Below are 21,360 nucleotides of genomic sequence, written 5' to 3' on the forward strand. Positions count from 1 at the left end.
AGCTTAAGCTAAACGATGTCTTCTTTTTATCGATTTGAAATACCAATATAACGCGGCATAAGCGATACCTGTTGATAAAAGGTCTGCCGTTGGTGATGCAGCCCAAACGCCATCTAAATCGAAGAATAATGGAAGAATATAAAGCGTTGGTAATAAAATTAAAAGTTGTCTTGAAAGGCTTAACAAAATAGAAATCTTTGCCATCCCGATACATTGGAAAAAACTAGTTGTTACCATTTGAAAGCCGACAAACGCAAATGAAAACGTAGTATAACGTAGTGCAATGGCGGATATTGCCACTAAATCGACATCAGAACTAAACGCTTTAACCAGCACGTCAGGAATAAAGCAACCAAATATAAAGCCTACACTGGTGATAACTGTGGCAATTTTAACTGCATAGATAAAGGTTTCTTTCACTCGGACATAATTTTTAGAGCCGTAATTATAACCAATAATCGGTTGCATACCTTGATTTACACCAATGACAATCATGATAATCAGTGTAATTAATCGGTTAGCATTAGAATAACCGGCGATCGCATCATCACTTGAAACATGTGAAATGGGGGCATAACGGGTTAACTGCCAGTTTATAAAAACAACTACCACTGAGGCGGCAACTTGCATGGCAAATGGTGACATGCCAATGGATAAAATTGCTTTAATGTAGCTTAAATTAAGTCTAAAGTTACGACGATATAGCTTTATATTACTGTTTTTGCTAATAAAGTGTTGCATCACAAATAAAAAGCTTATGAACATTGAGAGTGTGGTAGCAAAAGCTGCTCCTCTCATTCCCCAACCTAAACCTATAATAAAAATTGGCGCTAAAATAATGTTGGCGATCACACTAATAAACATGGTTACCATTGCTTTAAATGGGTAACCGCTTGCGCGCATCATATTGTTATAATTGAATGTTAATGTGATAAAAATACTACCCGGTAAAAATACTTCTAAAAACTCACGAGCATAAATATGGTTGGTTGAGCTTGAACCAATAAAGTGCAAAACAGGATCGATAAAATAGAGTAGTAAGGCTAAAGTGATACCACTAAGTACGGCAGTTAACATAAAAGATGTTCCCGCTACTTTTTCAGCTTTATCTATTTCACCTCGGCCTAAAAATATAGATATTCGGCTGGCTGAACCAATACCTACCAACATGCCAATACCCGCAGCAAGATTCATAACTGGTAAAATAATACCAGCGCCACTTAGTGCTTCACGACCAATCCAATGGCCAATAAAAATTCCATCAATAATGTTATACAGCGTATTCACTGTTGTGCCGATAATAGATGGAAGCGCATATTGCCAAAACAATAAGCTGATTTTTTTATGTTTAAAATCATCATAAATATCGTGTGAGTTTGTCATTTTGATTCACATTGATAAAAGGTTAAAAGTTATAAAGAAGTTTTAGAACAAGGATATGTAAAGTATAAAATTGACAATAAGAATGTTGCTTAGTTTAGCAGAGTTATAAATTGATGATAGCACTTTTTTAGTGCTTTGTTAAAATAGACACTATTAAATTGTCGATCCAAATAGGAATCTCCATGAGCGTACAAATTGAGAATATAGTTCTACATAAATTAATTAGAAAAAGTGATACTGAAATTGAACTACAACTTCGTGATTCACTCCTCGGTAATGAACAAGCTGTTGCTAACTTGATTGAAGATATTAATAGAATTTACAACAATAAAAGTAAAGCATATGGTTTATTTAATAGTGAAAGTCTTTTTGAACAATCACTTAAAGAGTTACGTTTAGGTAATCAAAATTTTCTTAATTTTAGTCAAGAATCAACCAAACAGTTGCGTAATGAATTAGCCAAATATCCATTTGCAGAAGGTGGTACTGTTATTTTTTGCCACTATCGATACCTTGCCGTTGAATATCTAATTATTGCTGTATTAAATAGTTGCTTAAGCATGTTAGTTAATGAGGAGCTTAATATCTCTGAAACTCAGTATCTAGATATCGATCATGCTGATATTATTGCCCGTATTGATATTACTGAATGGCAAACGGCACCAGAATCAAAACGTTATTTAACTTTCTTAAAAGGCCGAGTAGGGCGAAAAGTATCTGATTTTTTCATGGATTACTTAGGTGCTAGTGAAGGATTAGATGCAAAAGCGCAAAATAAAACTCTTGTTAAAGCGGTAGATGATTACTGTCAAGAGATGCAATTTGACAAACAAGATAAAACCAATGCTCGTGAAAATGTCTATAACTATTGTCAAGCTCAATTACAAGCAGGGGAAGAGATAGAGCTGAAAAATCTTGCTAATGAATTACCAACAAGTGACGAAAACAACTTTATGGAATTTGTAAAAAATAGCGAATATGATTTAGAAGATACATTCCCTGCTGATCGTAGTGCCTTACGTCAATTGAAAAAATTCTCCGGTAGTGGTGGTGGATTAACCCTAAGTTTTAACTCCGATCTATTAGGTGAGCGTATAAAATGGGACCCACAAACTGATTCACTCGTTATTAAGGGCGTTCCACCTAATTTACGTGATCAACTTCAACGCAATAGTGGCTCAAACGAATAATTAGGGGAAAAATATGAAATACATTGGTGCACATGTGAGTGCAGCTGGTGGTGTAGATAATGCGCCAATAAATGCTTATCAAATTGGTGCTACAGCCTTCGCTCTATTTACTAAAAATCAACGACAATGGCATGCAAAACCGCTTGAAACTGCAGTGATTGATAGTTTCAAAAAACGTTGTGAACGATATGGATTCACCAATAAACAAATTCTACCTCATGATAGTTATCTTATTAACTTAGGTAGCCCTGATAGTGAACAACTTGAAAAATCACGTACCGCGTTTTTGGACGAAATGCAACGTTGTGAACAGTTAGGCCTAACTTTGCTAAACTTTCATCCAGGTAGTCATTTACAAAAAATTTCGGTTGATGACTGTTTAGCGCGGATTGCCGAATCGATAAATATCACGCTAGATAAAACCAAAAGTGTCGTCGCTGTGATAGAAAACACAGCAGGACAAGGATCTAACCTAGGTTATAAATTTGAACATCTGGCACAAATCATCGACAAAGTAGAAGACAAAAGCCGTGTAGGTGTCTGTATTGATACCTGTCATGCCTTTGCTGCGGGTTATGACTTACGCACCGAAAAAGCCTGCAAAGAGACCTTTGATGAGTTTGAAAAAATTGTCGGTTTTAAATATTTACGAGGTATGCATTTAAACGATGCTAAAAGCGAACTTGCCAGCCATGTTGACCGTCATGACAGTTTAGGCAAAGGCACCATTGGTGAAGCTGCATTTAAATTTATTATGCAAGACTCACGAATTGATGAAATTCCACTTATTCTTGAAACTATTAACCCAGATATTTGGGCTCAAGAGATAGCATGGTTAAAAGAACAGGAAAAATAATCAAATGCGAATCAAAAAAATACTAGCGATATGTTTATTTTTCTTATTAAGTTGTAGCTTTTATGCAATTGGCAATACACGTGAGCAATTAGAGATATTTGAACTTAATCTTATTGATAATAACGGGCCAAAATTCTATTTTGTATCGGTACTCCGAGGTAGTCATATTGTTATTTATGACAAAGATGGCAATAAAAAACAATCTATTAAACCAATATTTCCTAATATAGAGGATGATTGTAAAAATGATAAACATCAATTACCTCAAAAATATCGACAAAGTTTTTTGACTGCCAGTGGCATATCCGAAACGGATAACTTATTCGTATATAATTATGAATATAATAAATTATATAGTTTTCCCATTAGTAAATTGGAGGTATTTGCAATAGGAGGCGATTGTTTACCTACTGATGAAAAATATTATCTATTTGGATTTGCATTAGCATTGAATCAACTACCTCAAGATTACGATCCTAATGATACAACGTTTGTTTATATTGGAAAGGAAAGTCCTTTTGCTCAAGAGCAACTAACTTTATTAAACTGGCAAAAAATTAGGGATAAAGAGGATAATTATTTAGCACAAGCTCATGGATTACATTACAATTTATGGACATTAGGGAAATCTCCTTGGTACCCAGATTATTACCCTAAATGTGCGGGTTTAGTGGTTAAGAATGATAAGAATAAAATCTTACTTGATGAAGTTTTAACTCAGGAATACAGCCTTCTACCTTTAAATGGCAAAGATAAAGATCATGAATACAAAAAACAATGGACGGGAAAATTATTTAAAAATAAACCATTAGTCGTGTTTGGGTGTTTCTCAATAATGGGTTGCCCAGTGATAGACTTCATTGATTCACCTTTTTCTAAATTTGACATAAAGCTACACTGCATAAATAAAAACAACTGGGTTGCCCAGTGATAGACTTTATTGATTCATCTTTTTCTAAATGTGACATAAAGCTACGCTGCGATTCTCGTTTTTATAGTTGTAAATGATATTAATTGAGAACAACTTTTTTAAGGAATAAGATAAATTATACTTAAAAATGGAAAAAACGAACAAAATAAAACAACGATAAAGACGAGCCCGTACTTGAGATTTTAAACAATAGATTGTGAGGCGTTATCAACAAGTAAAAACGCGTAATGAATTTGGTTTAAAGTATAAGTTAACGCCACCAATATTATAGCGATGGATAACTTAATGCACCATTACACGTTCATTTACATTGTCTACATTAAATGATTCAAACTTTAGTGATATTTGGTTTTGATTCGCCTTAATAGCCAGATATTGATGAATTAATACATAAGGAAGTGAATAAAATGCCAATAAAGAAAATAATACCGATATGTATGTTGTTCTTATTAAGTTGTAGTTTTTATGCAATTGGCAATACACGAGAGCAATTAGAGATATTTGAACTTAATCTTGTTGATAATAGCGAGCCAAAATTCTATTTTGTTAAGTTACTCCAAGGTAGTCATATCGTTATTTATGACAAAGATGGCAATAAAAAACAATCTATTCAACCAATATTTCCTGATAATGAGGATGGTTATAAAAAGGATAAATATCAATTGCCTCAAAAATATCGACAAAGTTTTTTGACTGCCAGTGGCATATCCGAAACGGATAACTTATTCGTATATAATTATGAATATAATAAATTGTATAGTTTTCCCATTAGTAAATTAGAGGTATTTGCAATAAAGAGCGATTGTTTACCTACTGATGAAACAAATTATCAATTTGGATTTGCATTAGAGTCGAATCAACTACCTCAAGATTACGATCCTAATGATACAACGTTTGTTTATATTGGAAAGGAAAGTCCTTTTGCTCAAGAGCAACTAACTTTATTAAACTGGCAAAAAATTAGCGATAAAGAGGATGAAGAGGATAATTATTTAGCACAAGCTCATGGATTTGATCATTACTATTTTAGCGATAAAGGTTATAATTATTTAGCTCAAACTAATGGATTACATTACTATTTAAAGCAATATCCTTCTCACCGCGATGATTATCCTAAATGTGGCAGATTAGTGATTAAGAATGAGAAGAATAAAATCTTACGTGATGATAACTATGTTTTCAGTTCGTTATACGGCGGTCTACCTTTAAATGGCAAAGATAAAGACCATGAATACAAAAAGCAATGGACGGGAAAATTGTTTAAAAACAAACCGTCAGTCGTTTTTGGCTTTTTCTTTGAGGGGGCGGAAAAGTGCCCAGTGATAGACTTTATTGATTCATCTTTTCCTAGTTATGATATAAGACTACGCTGCGATTCTCGTTTTGTATATTATAGATGTAAATAATATTAATTAAGAACAACTTTTTTAAGGAGTAAGATAAATTATTCTTAAAAATGGTAAAAACGGAGAAAATAAAACGACGATAAAGACGAGTCCATACTTGAGATTTTAAACAACAGATAGTAAAGCGTTATCAACAAGCAAAAACGCGTAATGAATTTGGTTTAAAGTATAAGTTAACGCCACCAATATTATAGCGATGGATAACTTAATGCACCATTACACGTTCATTTACATTATTTTACTTATAGTAAATGATTCAAACTTTAGTGATATTTGGTTTTGATTCGCCATAATAGCCAGATATTGATGAATTAATACATAGGGAAGTGAATAAAATGCCAATAAAGAGAATAATACCGATGTGTATATTGCTCTTATTAAGTTGTAGCTTTTATGCAATTGGCAATACACAAGAGCGATTAAAGATATTTGAACTTAATCTTGTTGATGATAGCGAGCCAAAATTCTATTTTGTATCGGTACTCTGGGGCAGTCATATTGTTATTTATGACAAAGATGGCAATAAAAAACAATCTATTCAACCAATATTTTCTGATATAGAGGATGGTTATAAAAAGGATAAATATCAATTACCTCAAAAATATCGACAAAATTTTTTGACTGCCAGTGGTATATCCGAAACAGATAGTTTATTCGTATATAATTATGAATATAATAAATTGTATAGTTTTCCCATTAGTAAATTAGAGGTATTTGCAATAAAGGATTATTGTTTTCCGACTGATGAAACATATTATCACTTTGGATTTGCATTAGCGTTGAACCAATTACCTCAAGATTACGATCCTAATGATACAACGTTTGTTTATATTGGCAAGGAAAGTCCTTTTGCTCAAGAGCAACTAACTTTATTAAACTGGCAAAAAATTAGCGATAAAGAGGATAATTATTTAGCCCAAGCTCATGGATTACATTACTATTTATGGACATTAGGGAAATCTCCTTGGTACCCAGATGATTACCCTGAATGTGCGGGTTTAGTGGTTAAGAATGATAAGAATAAAATCTTACTTGATGAAGTTTTAACTCAGGCATACAGCACTCTACCTTTAAATGGCAAAGATAAAGATCATGAATACAAAAGGCAATGGACGGGAAAATTATTTAAAAATAAACCATTAGTCGTGTTTGGGTGTTTCTCAGAAATGGGCTGCCCAGTGATAGACTTTATTGATTCACCTCTTTCTAAATATGACATAAATCTACACTGCGCTCATCGTTTTTATCCGTGTAAACGGTAGGCTCTATAGGGCCGGATATTGATGAATTAATACATAGGGAAGTGAATAAAATGCAAATAAAGAGAATAATACCGATGTGTATATTGCTCTTATTAAGTTGTAGCTTTTATGCAATTGGCAATACACAAGAGCGATTAGCGATATTTAAACTTAATCTTGTTGATGATAGCGAGCCAAAATTCTATTTTGTATCGGTACTCTGGGGCAGTCATATTGTTATTTATGACGAAGATGGCTTTAAAAAAGAATCTATTCAACCAATATTTCCTGATATAGATGATGGTTATAAAAAGTATAAATATCAATTATCTCCAAAATATCGACAAAATTTTTTGACTGCAAGTGGTATATCCGAAACCGATAATTTATTCGTATATAATTATAAATATAATAAATTGTATAGTTTTCCCATTAGTAAATTAGAGATATTTGCACTAAAAGATGATTGTTTTCCTATTGATGAAACATATTATCACTTTGGATTTGAATTAACGTTGAGCCAACTACCTCAAGATTACGATCCTAATGATACAACGTTTGTTTATATTGGAAAGGAAAATCCTTTTGCTCAACAGCAACTAACTTTATTAAACTGGCAAAAAATTAGCGATAAAAAGTATGATTATTTAGCCCAAGCACATGGATTACATTACTATTTAAAGCAACCTCCTTTTCATAGCGATTACCCTGTTTGTGGGAGTTTATTAATTAAGAATGAGAAGAATAAAATCTTACGTAATGATGACCATGCTTTAAGTTTGTTATACGGCCGTCTACCTTTAAATGGCAAAGATAAAGATCATGAATACAAAAAGCAATGGACGGGAAAGTTATTCGAAAATAAACCATTAGTCGTGTTTGGGTTTTTCTCAAAGGGGGGGAAAGAGTGCCCAGTAATAGACTTTATTGATTCATCTTTTTCAGGTCATGACATAAACCTAATCTGCTATAGTCCTCCTCATAGGTGTAGTTTTTAAACAACCATTTAAATAACAATAGGATATCTCAGGCTCTGCAATAGCAAAAAATCCGAGTTGAAAGAAATGCTGTTTAGGCGAAGTGGCGATGAAATTAGAATCACCACGGACTGCGTTCAACATAATTCGGGCAGTATGGCTTTGTGCCTGTTTAATTAAGTTATCTTTTAATTCAATGGACTTAAATTAACATATTGAACATAATCGATTAGTTTTATGATGATCTTGGATCCTTGTTGCGATAATTTAAACAAAGTAATAATTAAAGGACATAATATATTTTAATGTGTTTAATGATTTCGACTAATATCAAGTTGGTAAATTATATTTTTTAACGTTCTACATCACGTTGTTATAGCGTTAGAAAGAGTATTAGTCTTGTTTTAATCAATTAAATCCACTTTTAATTTTCTGCTGTCGCTTCGCCCTAGATCATCGATTACAGATATTTTGTAAATACCACTTTTGTTAGGAACCCAATTCAGTGTGTTTTCAACTGAACTACTCCCAAGAAAATTTTTATCGACAAACCAATATAATTTCTTAACCTCACCATCAGCAATGGCATCTAACGTAATTTTCTCATTCTCTTTATTACTTAACCTTACTTTGTAAACAACGTTTTTTAATGGTGAAGTAATCCGTGGAGGAGAACCAACATAATTTTGAGTTGTTTCGCAATGCGCACTATTAGGTGGTGTTTTTTTGGGAATTCCCGCTTTAGCAAATACTTTAACTAAGTCTGAAGACCAATATTCATAAACTTCTACATGTGTATCTTTCGGATTGAAAGGAGGACAAGCAACTTTATTGGTTTTATTATCAATCACAACAGGGCGATAAACTGTATCAATATTAATCGGTGATACACCTGGTATAAACCACGTTTTACCCTTTATCTTACACCACTGCGTAACTAAATTCCCACTAGGTAAACAAATATCCACTTGTGTTAAGTTAGGTGGAATTGCGTTTTGATAACCTTTATGATTTGGATAGTAAGCTGTTATTGAATCAATAATATTGAAAAATAGGGGAGCTGCGGCATTAGCACCAATAAAAGCATTATTGCTATGTCCATCAAAATTACCCATCCAAACAATAAGAGTATAATTATTAAATCCTCCAGCTGTCCAAGCATCGCGAAATCCCCAAGATGTGCCTGTTTTCCAATATATAGGTGTTAGAGATTGCTGTTTTTTAGCTAAAATATCTTCATTGCGCGTGTTTTTTAATAACATATCTAATGTCATGAAACTCGCTTCAGGACTCAACAGACGCTGAGTTAAAGGTGGTTGATTATCGGTATTTTTTGTCATTCTTAACGGTTGCCAAATACCTTGATTAGCTAACATGGCATATAGTGTTGCTAATTCTTGGGCTGTCACTTCACCGCCGCCAAGAACTAAAGCTAAACCATAATGATCTTCTGTGTTCATCTCGCGAATATGGGCTTGTTTTAAGAATTGATAAAATGAAGGTTTTTTTAATTTACCAGCAACATATACCGCAGGAATGTTACGACTGTGAATTAGTGCATCTGTAACAGAGATAGGACCTTTAAAATGGTGATCAAAATTCTCAGGGGTATAAAATCCAAAATCTGTTGCGACATCTTTTAATACTGTTCTAGGATGAATAATACTTTGATCCATACCCAAAGCATAGATGAAAGGCTTTAGTGTTGAGCCGGGTGAACGTTTAGCAGCAGTTCCGTTAACTTGCCCTTGAATGCTACGATTAAAATAATCGGCAGATCCAACTAATGCTTTCACCTCCATTGTGTTGTTATCAACTAACAATACAGATGTGTTATAAATCCCTTTTATTTTATTGCGTTCAATAAAGGCGCTGACTTGCTGTTCAATAATTGTTTGTAGTTCTATTTTTAATGTAGTTTTAATAACTTGTTGTTCAGCATTAGTTTTTTGAATTTGTTGCTGAAGTATTTGGTTGGTGAAATGGGGGGCGATAAACGGTAATTGCTCAGGTTGACGCATCATTAGTGGTAAGTCAAATAGCGCAGCTATATTATCTTCGGTTGCATAGTGTTCTTGCCAACGTTCAAATAATCGTTGTCTAGCATTAACTAATGCTTTACCTGCAATGCCTTTTTTCTTGTCTATACGATAAGTAGGTGATTGAGGAAGAACCGTCAATGTTAACGCTTCAGGTAAGTTAACCTTATCAGGCGTTTTATCAAAATAAATTAACGATGCCGCTCCGATACTTTCTATATTGCGACCGAAAGGGGCATAATTAAGATAGGCTTCCAAAATGTCATGTTTAGAGTATTTTAACTCTAATTCAATAGCTCTAAATATTTGCAATAATTTACCAGCTATTGTTTTAGTATTAATTTTCCAATGCATACGTGCCAGTTGCATAGTAATGGTCGATGCGCCTTGTCGATTACCGCCCCCGATATAAGTTGCTCCAAATGCCCTTATCAAACTAAACGGATTAAATCCAAAATGATAATAAAACCACTGATCCTCATGTAATAGAAGGCTATTAATGATGTGTGGAGAAATTTTTTCCAAAGGTGTCCATGTTCGATATTGTTGGTCGTTTGCTAATGTTATGCGCAATAATTGGTCGTTTTCATCATACAAAATAGTGGAAAAATTTAGCGATTGGTTTAACGGTGGGTTAGGGGTTAAACGAAAGGCAATGACGATTAAAGAAAGAATAATAAGAATAACAATAATATTCCCAATATACCTAAATTGTTTTACCATTTTATTAAGTTACACCAATAATGATATAAAATTAAAATACTAAAGTTAGTAATCATGCAATAAATACAAAATAGCAGAGGGAAGGCGTTTACCCTCTGCTAGTGGCTAATTAACGTGGCTCAATAATAATCTTATTTCCACCTTTAGATACAGCTTGAATATCGCGATCATACATTGCTTCACCATAAGCCGGAGGTACCGCGTACTGGCCAATATTGGTCGCTTTTATCTGATAATTAAATGTTTGTATCTTATCACTTCTAGTCGAACCATAAATAATGACGCGATCTTCTCTAACATCTGTATAGTCTGGATACCAAGTATATTTACCTGTAGCAATTGGTGATATCCACTGTTCATCAGAATCGTAATTATCATTTTCACCTTCATCGCTTTGTTTATCGTTTTCAGATTCAGCATGATTATTAATCGCTTTTTGTTGAACAACTTCAAAACCACCTGGTAGCATATCAACAATTGCAATGTTGGTTAATCCTTCTTCAGATATTGAACGAATCCTAACAGTTACATTGATAGTTTCACCTAATTTCACCGTATCAATTTGCTTACCATCGTTATCTGTAAATTCACGGTAAATTTCAAGCCCTTTATTAATTGGTTCTTGTTGAATTGAACGATCAAAGCCTTTCTGCGATATTAAATACCAAGCTGGCAAATCTTTAGCGTTATGGAAGCTAATAGACTCTACCGAATCATTGAATTTTCCTTTAGCTAACAAGTTCTTCAATTTAGCAATAGTGGCAATTTTTGCCTGTTGATCGTTAGATTTTGTTGTGACAGTAAGATCGTTTTCATCTAACTCGTGAGCTTTAACTGCTGAATTATAACTATCTAAAGCCAACATAGTCATCGCAGCTGATTGAGTAGTATAACGTTCCTCATTTAGCATTAACACCATATTCTCAAGAGCTTGCGCAGGAATATCATTGATTTTATTATCAAAATGTTTTGCGATTAAATAGATTTTCCCAGCATTAATGACTAATGGATCATAATAATAATGATTCCACCATGCTTTATCATAGGCTTTGGAGAGATCCTTCCAAATCGGTTTTAAAAGATTATCTGCTTGTTTGTCCATTTTCAGCATTTTGTAGGATGACGCTAAATACAACGCCGTAAGATCAGTAGACCAAGATTGGTAATTATGATTTAAATCCTCAATGACTGAAGCAATTTGATTAGTTGTAATGATATTTTGTCTAGTTAGCAGATAAATTGCATAAGCTCGCAATCGCAAGCTGTAACGATCAGTTAAACTACCAGCAGCAACCAACTTAACATATTTATTGGCATTTTCTAGTAGATCTTTTGGTATTACTAATCCTGCATCTTTTGCTTCGAGTAGGAAGTGAACCGTATAAAGTGTAATAAATGGATCAACATTATATGTTGAATACCATAAACCAATTGCGCCTTCACTATTTTGGCGGCTTTGTAGTTTTTGCATTACTCCAGTAAATGGTATCGTTTTATCGGTGAGCAAATTGAATTCAGGATATTTATTGCCAATTACCAGTGGTAAAGCACGACTAACAATCTGTTCAGAACAGAAATATTCATAATTATCAAGGTATTCGGTAAGACCTTTAGCTAAGATCATTGGAGAATAAGAAACACCAGCATTCTGTTCATTAAATTCTGGATACATTTGTCTTAACCCAGCAAAGGTTTGTGTTTTACCATCCATTCGACCCATAATAGTTTTTATTCGATAAGGATTTATCGGACGAACAGAAGTACTTACTTGTCTTGTTATCGTCTTATCTTTATAAGTTGCAGTAAAGAGTAAATCACCACTACCTAATTGTTCGGTTGCTTTTAAACGGAAGCTTAAAGTACCTTCTTTCATTGACGCTAACTTGACGGTTTTAATTGAGTCATCTAAAACAGCTAGATGTGGCGTTGTGGTTAGCTTAACCTTAATTGGGATTTCTTCATTACCGATTTCAGTGATGTTATTTGCAACTAATAAACTTATTTCAAATTCATCGTTTGGCGTAACGAAATAAGGTACATTAGGACTTAATACAAAGTCATTACGAACTGTAGTAGACGTTTGGGTAACGCCCATTGTTTTCTTACCGACTGTTACAGCCATTACTCTAATTTTTCCACTGAAAAATTCAGGTACTTTGTAATTGAGTTGTTTTTCACCATTAACGTCTATAATTCCGGACCAGTAGGTAACAGGCTCATCGGTCTTACGTTTAAATGGATTCAAATGAGCATTAAGTTTATCATCACTATCTTGATCACCTCCTGGTGCAGATAAAGTTAGTAAACGTTTATATTCAGGTAAGATAAGATCTAAAATCTGATCCGTTCTTACTGATAACGCTTTTTTACGTATAAAGTTTTTAATTGGATTTTTTAATTGATAGCCAGCAACTTGTAAGATACCTTCATCAACTGCGAAAACTACGACACGTTGTTGGCTATTAGTTTTAATTGTGATTGGAATCGTCTCTCCAGGTTTGATTAAATTCGGTGCTTTTAATGTTACCTTCTCCATAAATCTATCATCAGAAACCTTAAATGGAACAACACCATAACTAAGTGGACTCATGAATATTTCTTCTGAATTTGGATCACGAACAAACTGCACATTGATATAGGCATTTCCTTCTACTTCTTCAGGTAAAGTGATTTTTTGTACCGAACTGGTAGTATCAGTTTTAAACCATTTCCACGCATAAACTTTATCCCTTTCGATAGTGATGATCCCACTACCGGTATAAGGTGCGGTTATTGCTATTTCTATATCTTGCCCAGGTTTATATTCATTAGCATCAATTTTTAACATTAATTCACTATTACGATCTAATGAGCGCGTTACATTTGCTGATCCGGCTACTGTATATTCAGTTTGATAAATTACTTCATTTTGGTTATTTAACAATTGAAGAATATAGTTACCAGGGGTTTTAGTTGGAATCTGATAAACAGTTCCTTTGTTATCAATTTCAAAAGGAATTTGTGAAATTACCACATCTTTTGGTTTAGATTCATATTTATAAACACCTGAAGACTGTTCAACTAATACAGAAAGATATTTTTTCTCAAGGGTAACAAGTTTGAGGTTATCTAGTGTAATTTGATCTAGAGTTGGATTTATTGCAATAAGATTAAGTAAACGCTTGCTGTCCCGTTTAATATAACTTAACTCACCATCAGGTTTTGCCCCAACTAGATAATCAGATGCAGAAATCAAAATTGAATCCATTGCTGCAACACTACGACCACTATTTGGTTCAAATACATCAGTCAAGAATTTAGCTACATATTGACCTTCAAAGTCTTCAATATGAAGATCAATATCCGCAATTCCTTCTTCATTTGTAAAATTGTCTTCAAGTTCAATTTTGAAATTACTACGGTTATTACCTATGCGATAAAACTGATAATCTTCAAATTTTTTAAAACTAAATCTGGTTGGCTGTAAATATAATTTACTCTCAACTCGACGATCTTGGGCTGCGGTTCCAAAGAGATTTTTTGCAGTCACTTTGGCAATTATATCCGATTGATTAATCCATCCTTGTTTGTTTTCAGTTACTATTTGTGCGGTAACTTTAGTTTTATCTGGTTCAAATTCTCGAATAGTCACAGAAGTAGAACCTAGGAAATTTTGATCATCATTCCCCGAAACATTTTCATCATCTTCAATGTATAAATAGACATGCCATTGTCCAGTTGGAGAACTTTCTTCCGTTTTAAATGAAATCTCATTAAAACCGTAATCATCAACTTTGATTTTTTTAGTTGTAACAAGATTATTTTTAGCATCATAAATGTTGGCTGCTAACTTAATTCCATTCAATGATTTAGTCCAATCATCTGCTTTAATAATCATCCCTATGTGGAAGGTATCGCCGGGTCGATAGATTCCTCTATCAGAAAAAAGATGCGCATGTAACTCTCCCCGTTCAACTGTTTCGTATTGACCATCGACATCAAAACGAGAGTAATTAAGTTTCCTGTCATAATAGCGATAACCTTTAGAAATTGGTAAAAATGACATATCTTTACCTTTTTCAATTAAGAATAACAACGGTTTAATGCCTTTATAGTAATCAGATAATGGTGCGAAATTGACATGACCAGTGTTATCGGTGATTGAAGAGGTAATTTCAATACCATTGGCACCGAGTATGGAAACTTTAGCACCGGCAACAGGTAATCCACTGTTGATAGATTGCACAAAGAGATCATAAGAGCCATCAAGTGATTTTTTATTTATAATGCCTAAATCTGTCACTAATATGAATCGAGAAGTGAAATAATCGTAAGGCTCTTCATCTTCTTCTGCATCATCATTTTGGGCATAGAGATTTAATAAAAATACTCCGCGATTAGCTTCGTTTTCTTTAACATCTTTGTTAAGGTATGGCGTCAAATCGAAGTCAGAGTAATGAATAGCTCCTGATTTACCCTTAACATCTTTTAAAATTGAATATTTTTCAACAAAATTATCACTTTTATAATATTCAAAACTCATTGCACTAAAATCACTGTCATTATCGTAGACCAGATGCTGTAATTGGGATGGAATAACACGTTTGAGTTCTAATTTTATTTGATTAACATTACGAGAAACGACGGGAATCTTTTTATCACCTGACAGCGATAATAGGGAACCTGTAGCAGCGAAATTAAGCAATTTACTATATTCACTAATTCGCATCAATTTCTCATATCTATTTTTAAATGTGTAACCACCTTCGGACGTTAAAGAAGGATCAACAGTAATAAATATCTGTTGACGTTGATCACCGTTTATTTCAAAGCTAAATTGATTTTGATAAGTTCTATTATCGTCAGTTTCAATGTATTTAGTTGTTAATCGTTTTGATTTATCTAAGACGGTTTTATCAATAAAATATTTAGTTTTGTGTTGGTTATCGATTTTATCGTAATATTCTTCACTATATTTGGCGTCTTGGTCTGGTAACTGCCAGATTGATAATGCTTTTTGTAAATCACTAGCTTTAACATTATAACCTAAATTAATTGTGATAATTTGGCGCATTTCATTATTGGATAGTTCAACAAAGGAAATTTTAGTTGAATTGATATTAAGATTATATTTATTCGGTATATTGATCTCTTTCGAACTTTCTAAGGTTGCTGGGGATCCTCCCATTGAAGATGTTATACCCTTTGTAATATTTAATGATAAATAGCGATTCATATCAGCGACTTCTAATTTATCACTTTTTATATAAGCACGTGTTTTATCTTTATTATAATTAATTGTAAAGTTTACATTTTGGACAAATTCATGAGGTTTATATTTTTGATCAGTATCTTGAAATAGTGATAGTTTTAAATTATTTTCAAAGGTTGTCGGATCGACAGGATGAGTGAATTTTACTTCATAAATACCGAGTTTTTCTTCAGCATCAATAGGATTTTGATAAAATTCACCGCTTATAATTACAAAAGAAAAACCGGTTGTTTTAAATGTAAAAATATTATCTTGATTACTTATTAAATTGTTAGGATTAAGTAATTTCGAACCATCCAATTTAACCGTATAGGTTTCACCGATTGGCCATGGTTGTTCTGGTTTAAAATAGATATTTTCATCGTCATACCAACTCCATGTCCCTTTAATTTCAGGTGAAATTTCAATACCCTCAGTTATTTCCTTGCCAATTTTATCTATCGGAGCGGGCGATCGTCTATGTCCAGTAAATTTAATTTTTAAATAAGATTGATTAGGATCAGTAATCACACCGGATTCTTTAGGCGCATAAAAAGAAATACCATACGTATTAATAATTACGGGGGCAGGCTCAATAGGTTTTGGTTTATTTAAGTACCAATGGTAGGCATAATTACCACTGAGATAGGCAACAATTGCCAAAATAACAACACAACCAATAATTAAACTATAGTTATTGAGTCTTGTAATTGATGATTGATAGATATCTTTAGCACGTGGATACCACTTAGGTATCGACCAATTAACTTGACCAATAATCGGGCTTATCAGCCATAATATGGATCGTAATACAATTAGTAGAAAAAGTGCAAAATAGAGAATCGCTTCTAGACAGATACAAAAGATGCGATACGGTAGACGGAGAATGAAACGTATTATATCCATGATATTCCTTATCATCTCAATTACTATTATCAATAATCGATTTTTAATCGCAATAAAACTAAAACGCAAAATATAGCTATTGTATTGTGTTTTACTTCATTATTTTTGCTGTGAATAAATTAGTATTACTAAAAATAGTGTATATACTTTGGTGAAAGTATAAATGATAAATAAAATTAATTGAATAATTATTGTTCTTTTTTAGCAAAAAAAATTACTAATCTTGGTGCACGATAACCTTGAATATTTTTTGTCGGTCATGTGGATCAAGAATATCGCTAAGATAATCCGCTGTTATCCAATCCGTTTTTTGCTGTTCTTTTAAATTGATAATAATTGGAACAACTTTTTTAAACAACAAGATAATCCATAATTGAAAAATGGAAAAAACGAAGAAAATAAAACGACGATCAAAACGAGCCCATACTGAAGATTTAAATAACAGATGGTAAGGCGTTATCAACAAGTAAAAACGCGTAATGAATTTGGTTTTGAGTGTAAGTTAACGCCACTAGCATTATAGCGATGGATAACTTAAAGCACCGCTACACGTTCATCTACATTGTTTTACTCTAGATTAAATTATTCAAACTTTAGTGATAATAGGTTTTGATTCGCCGTAATGTTCAGATATTGATGAATTAATACATAAGGAAGTGAATAAAATGCCAATAAAGAAAATAATACCGATATGTATATTGTTCTTATTAAGTTGTAGCTTTTATGCAATTGGCTATACACGAGAGCAATTAGAGATATTTAAACTTAATCTTGTTGATGGTAGCGAGCCAAAATTCTATTTTGTTAAGTTACTCCAAGGTAGTCATATTGTTATTTATGACAAAGATGGCAATAAAAAACAATCTATTCAACCAATATTTCCTGATAATGAGGATGGTTATAAAAAGGATAAATATCAATTACCTCAAAAATATCGACAAAGTTTTTTGACTGCCAGTGGCATATCCGAAACGGATAACTTATTCGTATATAATTATGAATATAATAAATTGTATAGTTTTCCCATTAGTAAATTGGAGGTATTTGCAATAGGGGGCGATTGTTTACCTACTGATGAAAAATATTATCTATTTGGATTTGCATTAGCGTTGAATCAACTACCTCAAGATTACGATCCTAATGATACAACGTTTGTTTATATTGGAAAGGAAAGTCCTTTTGCTCAAGAGCAACTAACTTTATTAAACTGGCAAAAAATTAGTGATAAAGAGGATAATTATTTAGCACAAGCTCATGGATTACATTACAATTTATGGACATTAGGGAAATCTCCTTGGTACCCAGATTATTACCCTGAATGTGCGGGTTTAGTGGTTAAGAATGATAAGAATAAAATCTTACTTGATGAAGTTTTAACTCAGGAATACAGCCTTCTACCTTTAAATGGCAAAGATAAAGATCATGAATACAAAAAACAATGGACGGGAAAATTATTTAAAAATAAACCATTAGTCGTGTTTGGGTGTTTCTCAATAATGGGTTGCCCAGTGATAGACTTCATTGATTCACCTTTTTCTAAATTTGACATAAAGCTACACTGCATAAATAAAAACAACTGGGTTGCCCAGTGATAGACTTTATTGATTCATCTTTTTCTAAATGTGACATAAAGCTACGCTGCGATTCTCGTTTTTATAGTTGTAAATGATATTAATTAAGAACAACTTTTTTAAGAAATAAGATAAATTATTCTTAAAAATGGAAAAAACGAACAAAATAAAACGGCGAAAAAGATGAGCCCATACTTGAGATTTTAAACAATAGATTGTGAGGCGTTATCAACAAGTAAAAACGCGTAATGAATTTGGTTTAGAGTAAAAGTTACCGCCAGCAACATGGGTAAAATTTAATAATAAGTCTCAATAACGTTGAGACTTATAAAGGTAACTATTTAAAATCATTTAAAAATAATTTAATGATGGTATAGACTCCTCAATATTTTTTACAAGTTGTCGGATTTAATAGTTATATTGAAGAAATTGCATTAATATAAGGTTGTTTATTTCATTGCAAAAGATAATAACTGTTTAAAACAATCCTATTAGGCAGTCTTATTATTCAATTCACAAATAAGAGAAATTATTTCTGGCAAAATATCTAAGATTAAGGCTAATTGCTGCATAACCAGCAGATCATTATTGCTTTGGTCATCATTAATTGATAGTGATTCAATATAATCAGCAACCACTTTTTTCAATGGTTGATATTTAGAATCGATTTTTTGGTCACTTAGCATAGTAATGATATAAACCGATACATCATCAAAAATTTCCATAGTATGCGGTGAAATACTTTTATCGCGATGTGCTCCCAAAGTGGATAGATAACTAATTAAGGTGTGATTAAGGGTCAATAATCTAAAACCTTGGTCAATCACATCTTGTTTAACGTGTGGCTCTTTAGTCATTAAGCTGATTAAGGAGGATAAATCTGCATTACTATCATGAGCTGCGCGTCGTGCGACACGGTATTTGGGATCATTAGTTTTACCTGAGACATACTGACTACCTATTACTGCTAAATAGTGGCTATCTTCGTGACAGACTCGATCTAGTAATTTAGGTAAATTCCTAAACTTCCAATCTGGCCAGATAAAACTTACCGCAAACCAAGCAATAAAACAGCCAATTAAGGTAGCTATAATGCGTGAAATAGCAACAGAGATACTGCTTTCACCGATTAAGCTAAAACTGAAAAATACTAATAAGGTAATAAAGGCAGTGGCATAAGCATATTGTGAGTTTTTGAATAGGAAAAATAACCAACCAGTTATAATGATCAATACTAATTGCGCTTCAATACTTGGAAACAAGTAAGTTAAAGGAATACCGGCAATTATCCCTAAAATAGTACCAAAAACGCGCAATTTTAAGCGATATTTTGTAGTTGAATAGTTTGGTTGGCAAACAAATAAGCTGGTTAAAATAATCCAATAACCATGTGAAAGGTTAGAAAAATATATCACCATATACCCAACAAACAAAACAATACTCATACGAATAGCATGGCGAAATAGTGGCGATTTGATGGTTAAGTTTTGCTTAATTTTGGCAAAAATATCATGAAAACGGGTAAGCTCTTCATCAATTAACTGGTTATCTTCTTGGCTTTTCGATAAATGTTGCTCAGTATCGATATGGGCTAATAATAAATCAATAGCGAGCAAATTTTGATATAAATTTTGTAACGATTTAATGAGTAATAAATTAGCGTTAGTTTGTTGTTGATATTCACCTATTGCTTCTTCAAGATAGGTAAAGTAGCGAGCGAACAATGGATCATGTTGGTAAGTTTGATTTAACTTAATTGATAGTGCTAATTTAGCACAAGCTTTAGCTTGTAAATTTAAAATTCTTGCAAAGCGAAATAAAAGATCGCTATGTTTGAAATGGTAACTTAACGCTTTATAATCGCCATGTGATGAACTTGCTCGCTCATGAATATCTTGAGCGACAAAATAGTAACTTAGCATTTTTCTGATATAGGCTTGTCCACGAAAACCTTTAAGTCGATTAAATAATGATCGTTTCGCATCATTAAATACATTAATAACCTGAGTATTACAGGTCGTTAACTCAAAAGTTTGTCGCTTAAAATCATCGGTTTCATCAGGATCGAACATTGCTGCTTTTGCATCAAGATAAAAACTTAATTTCACAAAACAATTGGCTAAAGTTTGTTGTGTAGTGCGAATAGGTTGCACAATTGATTCAATTAGTGAAACAAGGTTATACCAAAGTGCTCCTAACAATAAAAAGCAAGGTAGAGTGTAATTATCAGCAAATAAATTATGCCCGAGCATGGTATAAGCTGCAATTAGTAATGAGCCAAAGGCAATAACACCATACCGTTGACCTAACGAACCTAGCATAATAAATAGAAACGTTGAGCTAACTAAGCCAATAATAAACAATAGTGGAGCATGGAACAGAAATTCGACCGAAAATGTCGCAATTGCAAAACAAATTAGTGTTAATAATATATTAATACAACGACTTAATAAGCGAGTATCTATCTCAGTCAAACCTGCTGCGACTACGCCCAATGTGAGAGGGATCACTAATGGTACAGAATCAAAGTACCATGGTACTAGAGTAGATCCAGTCAAACTAACCAGCATACGAATACTAAACAGTAAATTACTGCTATAAAAAACTTTGCGTAAGGATAGGATAAATGAATGCACGTTGTTTAGTGTTTGAGTTGAGTTTTCTTAATAATATTAAGAATACTATATTGTTATCATTAGCGAAAGCAAATAAGTATAATGATGATGCTAATTTAAATTTGTGGTTTACTGTTTTAGCTATCTATCTTATTTAAAATAGAAGTAATTTTATATTATCTGTTAATTTAACTGGCTGTAATTATAATCACGGCATAAGCAAATCAGATAGGCTAATAATTTTTTTTTATTATAAATTAATTTAAGAAAACGTTATATTATGCCTTTAAAA

12 protein-coding genes are annotated in these 21,360 nt (G+C 32.8%); 8 read left to right on the forward strand and 4 right to left on the reverse strand.

Features of this window, described 5'->3' with window-relative positions:
* Positions 1-3: 3 nt before the first annotated feature.
* Positions 4-1,383: an MATE family efflux transporter gene (locus B6C84_RS06960; protein WP_086354005.1), complete on the reverse strand. Its 1,380-nt coding sequence runs from the start codon at positions 1,381-1,383 to the stop codon at positions 4-6.
* Positions 1,384-1,565: 182 nt separating this feature from the next.
* Between B6C84_RS06960 and yejK the strand changes: the two genes are divergently transcribed.
* From yejK to B6C84_RS06990, 6 genes are all read left to right on the forward strand, one after another.
* The gene (yejK, locus tag B6C84_RS06965) at positions 1,566-2,573 is read left to right on the forward strand and encodes a nucleoid-associated protein YejK (protein ID WP_065613239.1); all 1,008 of its coding nucleotides are present in this window, start codon (positions 1,566-1,568) and stop codon (positions 2,571-2,573) included.
* Positions 2,574-2,586: 13 nt separating this feature from the next.
* Positions 2,587-3,429, forward strand: a complete 843-nt coding sequence (nfo, locus tag B6C84_RS06970; RefSeq protein WP_086354006.1) for a deoxyribonuclease IV — start codon at positions 2,587-2,589, stop codon at positions 3,427-3,429.
* Positions 3,430-3,433: 4 nt separating this feature from the next.
* On the forward strand, positions 3,434-4,360 hold the full coding sequence (locus tag B6C84_RS06975; RefSeq protein ID WP_086354007.1) for a hypothetical protein: 927 nt from the start codon (positions 3,434-3,436) through the stop codon (positions 4,358-4,360).
* A gap of 407 nt (positions 4,361-4,767) precedes the next feature.
* A complete protein-coding gene (locus B6C84_RS06980; protein ID WP_086320541.1) occupies positions 4,768-5,766 on the forward strand; it encodes a hypothetical protein in 999 nt (332 codons plus the stop codon).
* 359 nt (positions 5,767-6,125) lie between these two features.
* Positions 6,126-7,028, forward strand: a complete 903-nt coding sequence (locus B6C84_RS06985; protein WP_086320540.1) for a hypothetical protein — start codon at positions 6,126-6,128, stop codon at positions 7,026-7,028.
* Between the two features lie 74 nt (positions 7,029-7,102).
* Positions 7,103-8,005: a hypothetical protein gene (locus B6C84_RS06990; protein WP_086320539.1), complete on the forward strand. Its 903-nt coding sequence runs from the start codon at positions 7,103-7,105 to the stop codon at positions 8,003-8,005.
* A 383-nt stretch (positions 8,006-8,388) separates the two neighbouring features.
* Here B6C84_RS06990 and pbpC read toward each other — a convergent pair whose 3' ends face one another.
* Positions 8,389-10,746, reverse strand: coding sequence for a penicillin-binding protein 1C (gene pbpC / locus B6C84_RS06995; protein ID WP_086320538.1), 2,358 nt, complete (start codon positions 10,744-10,746; stop codon positions 8,389-8,391).
* A gap of 109 nt (positions 10,747-10,855) precedes the next feature.
* Complete coding sequence (locus tag B6C84_RS07000; RefSeq protein ID WP_165754907.1) at positions 10,856-16,882, reverse strand: alpha-2-macroglobulin; 6,027 nt, start codon at positions 16,880-16,882, stop codon at positions 10,856-10,858.
* 665 nt (positions 16,883-17,547) lie between these two features.
* Between B6C84_RS07000 and B6C84_RS07005 the strand changes: the two genes are divergently transcribed.
* Positions 17,548-18,474: a hypothetical protein gene (locus B6C84_RS07005; protein ID WP_086320536.1), complete on the forward strand. Its 927-nt coding sequence runs from the start codon at positions 17,548-17,550 to the stop codon at positions 18,472-18,474.
* Positions 18,475-18,944: 470 nt separating this feature from the next.
* Here B6C84_RS07005 and yccS read toward each other — a convergent pair whose 3' ends face one another.
* Complete coding sequence (gene yccS / locus B6C84_RS07010) at positions 18,945-21,089, reverse strand: YccS family putative transporter (RefSeq protein WP_086354010.1); 2,145 nt, start codon at positions 21,087-21,089, stop codon at positions 18,945-18,947.
* Here yccS and B6C84_RS11570 point away from each other — a divergent pair.
* A complete protein-coding gene (locus tag B6C84_RS11570) occupies positions 21,080-21,226 on the forward strand; it encodes a hypothetical protein (RefSeq protein WP_165754906.1) in 147 nt (48 codons plus the stop codon). The two genes, yccS and B6C84_RS11570, sit on opposite strands and share 10 nt — an antisense overlap.
* Positions 21,227-21,360 lie beyond the last annotated feature (134 nt).

This window comes from Gilliamella apis (genome assembly GCF_002142155.1).
Classification (GTDB): Bacteria; Pseudomonadota; Gammaproteobacteria; order Enterobacterales; family Orbaceae; genus Gilliamella; species Gilliamella apis.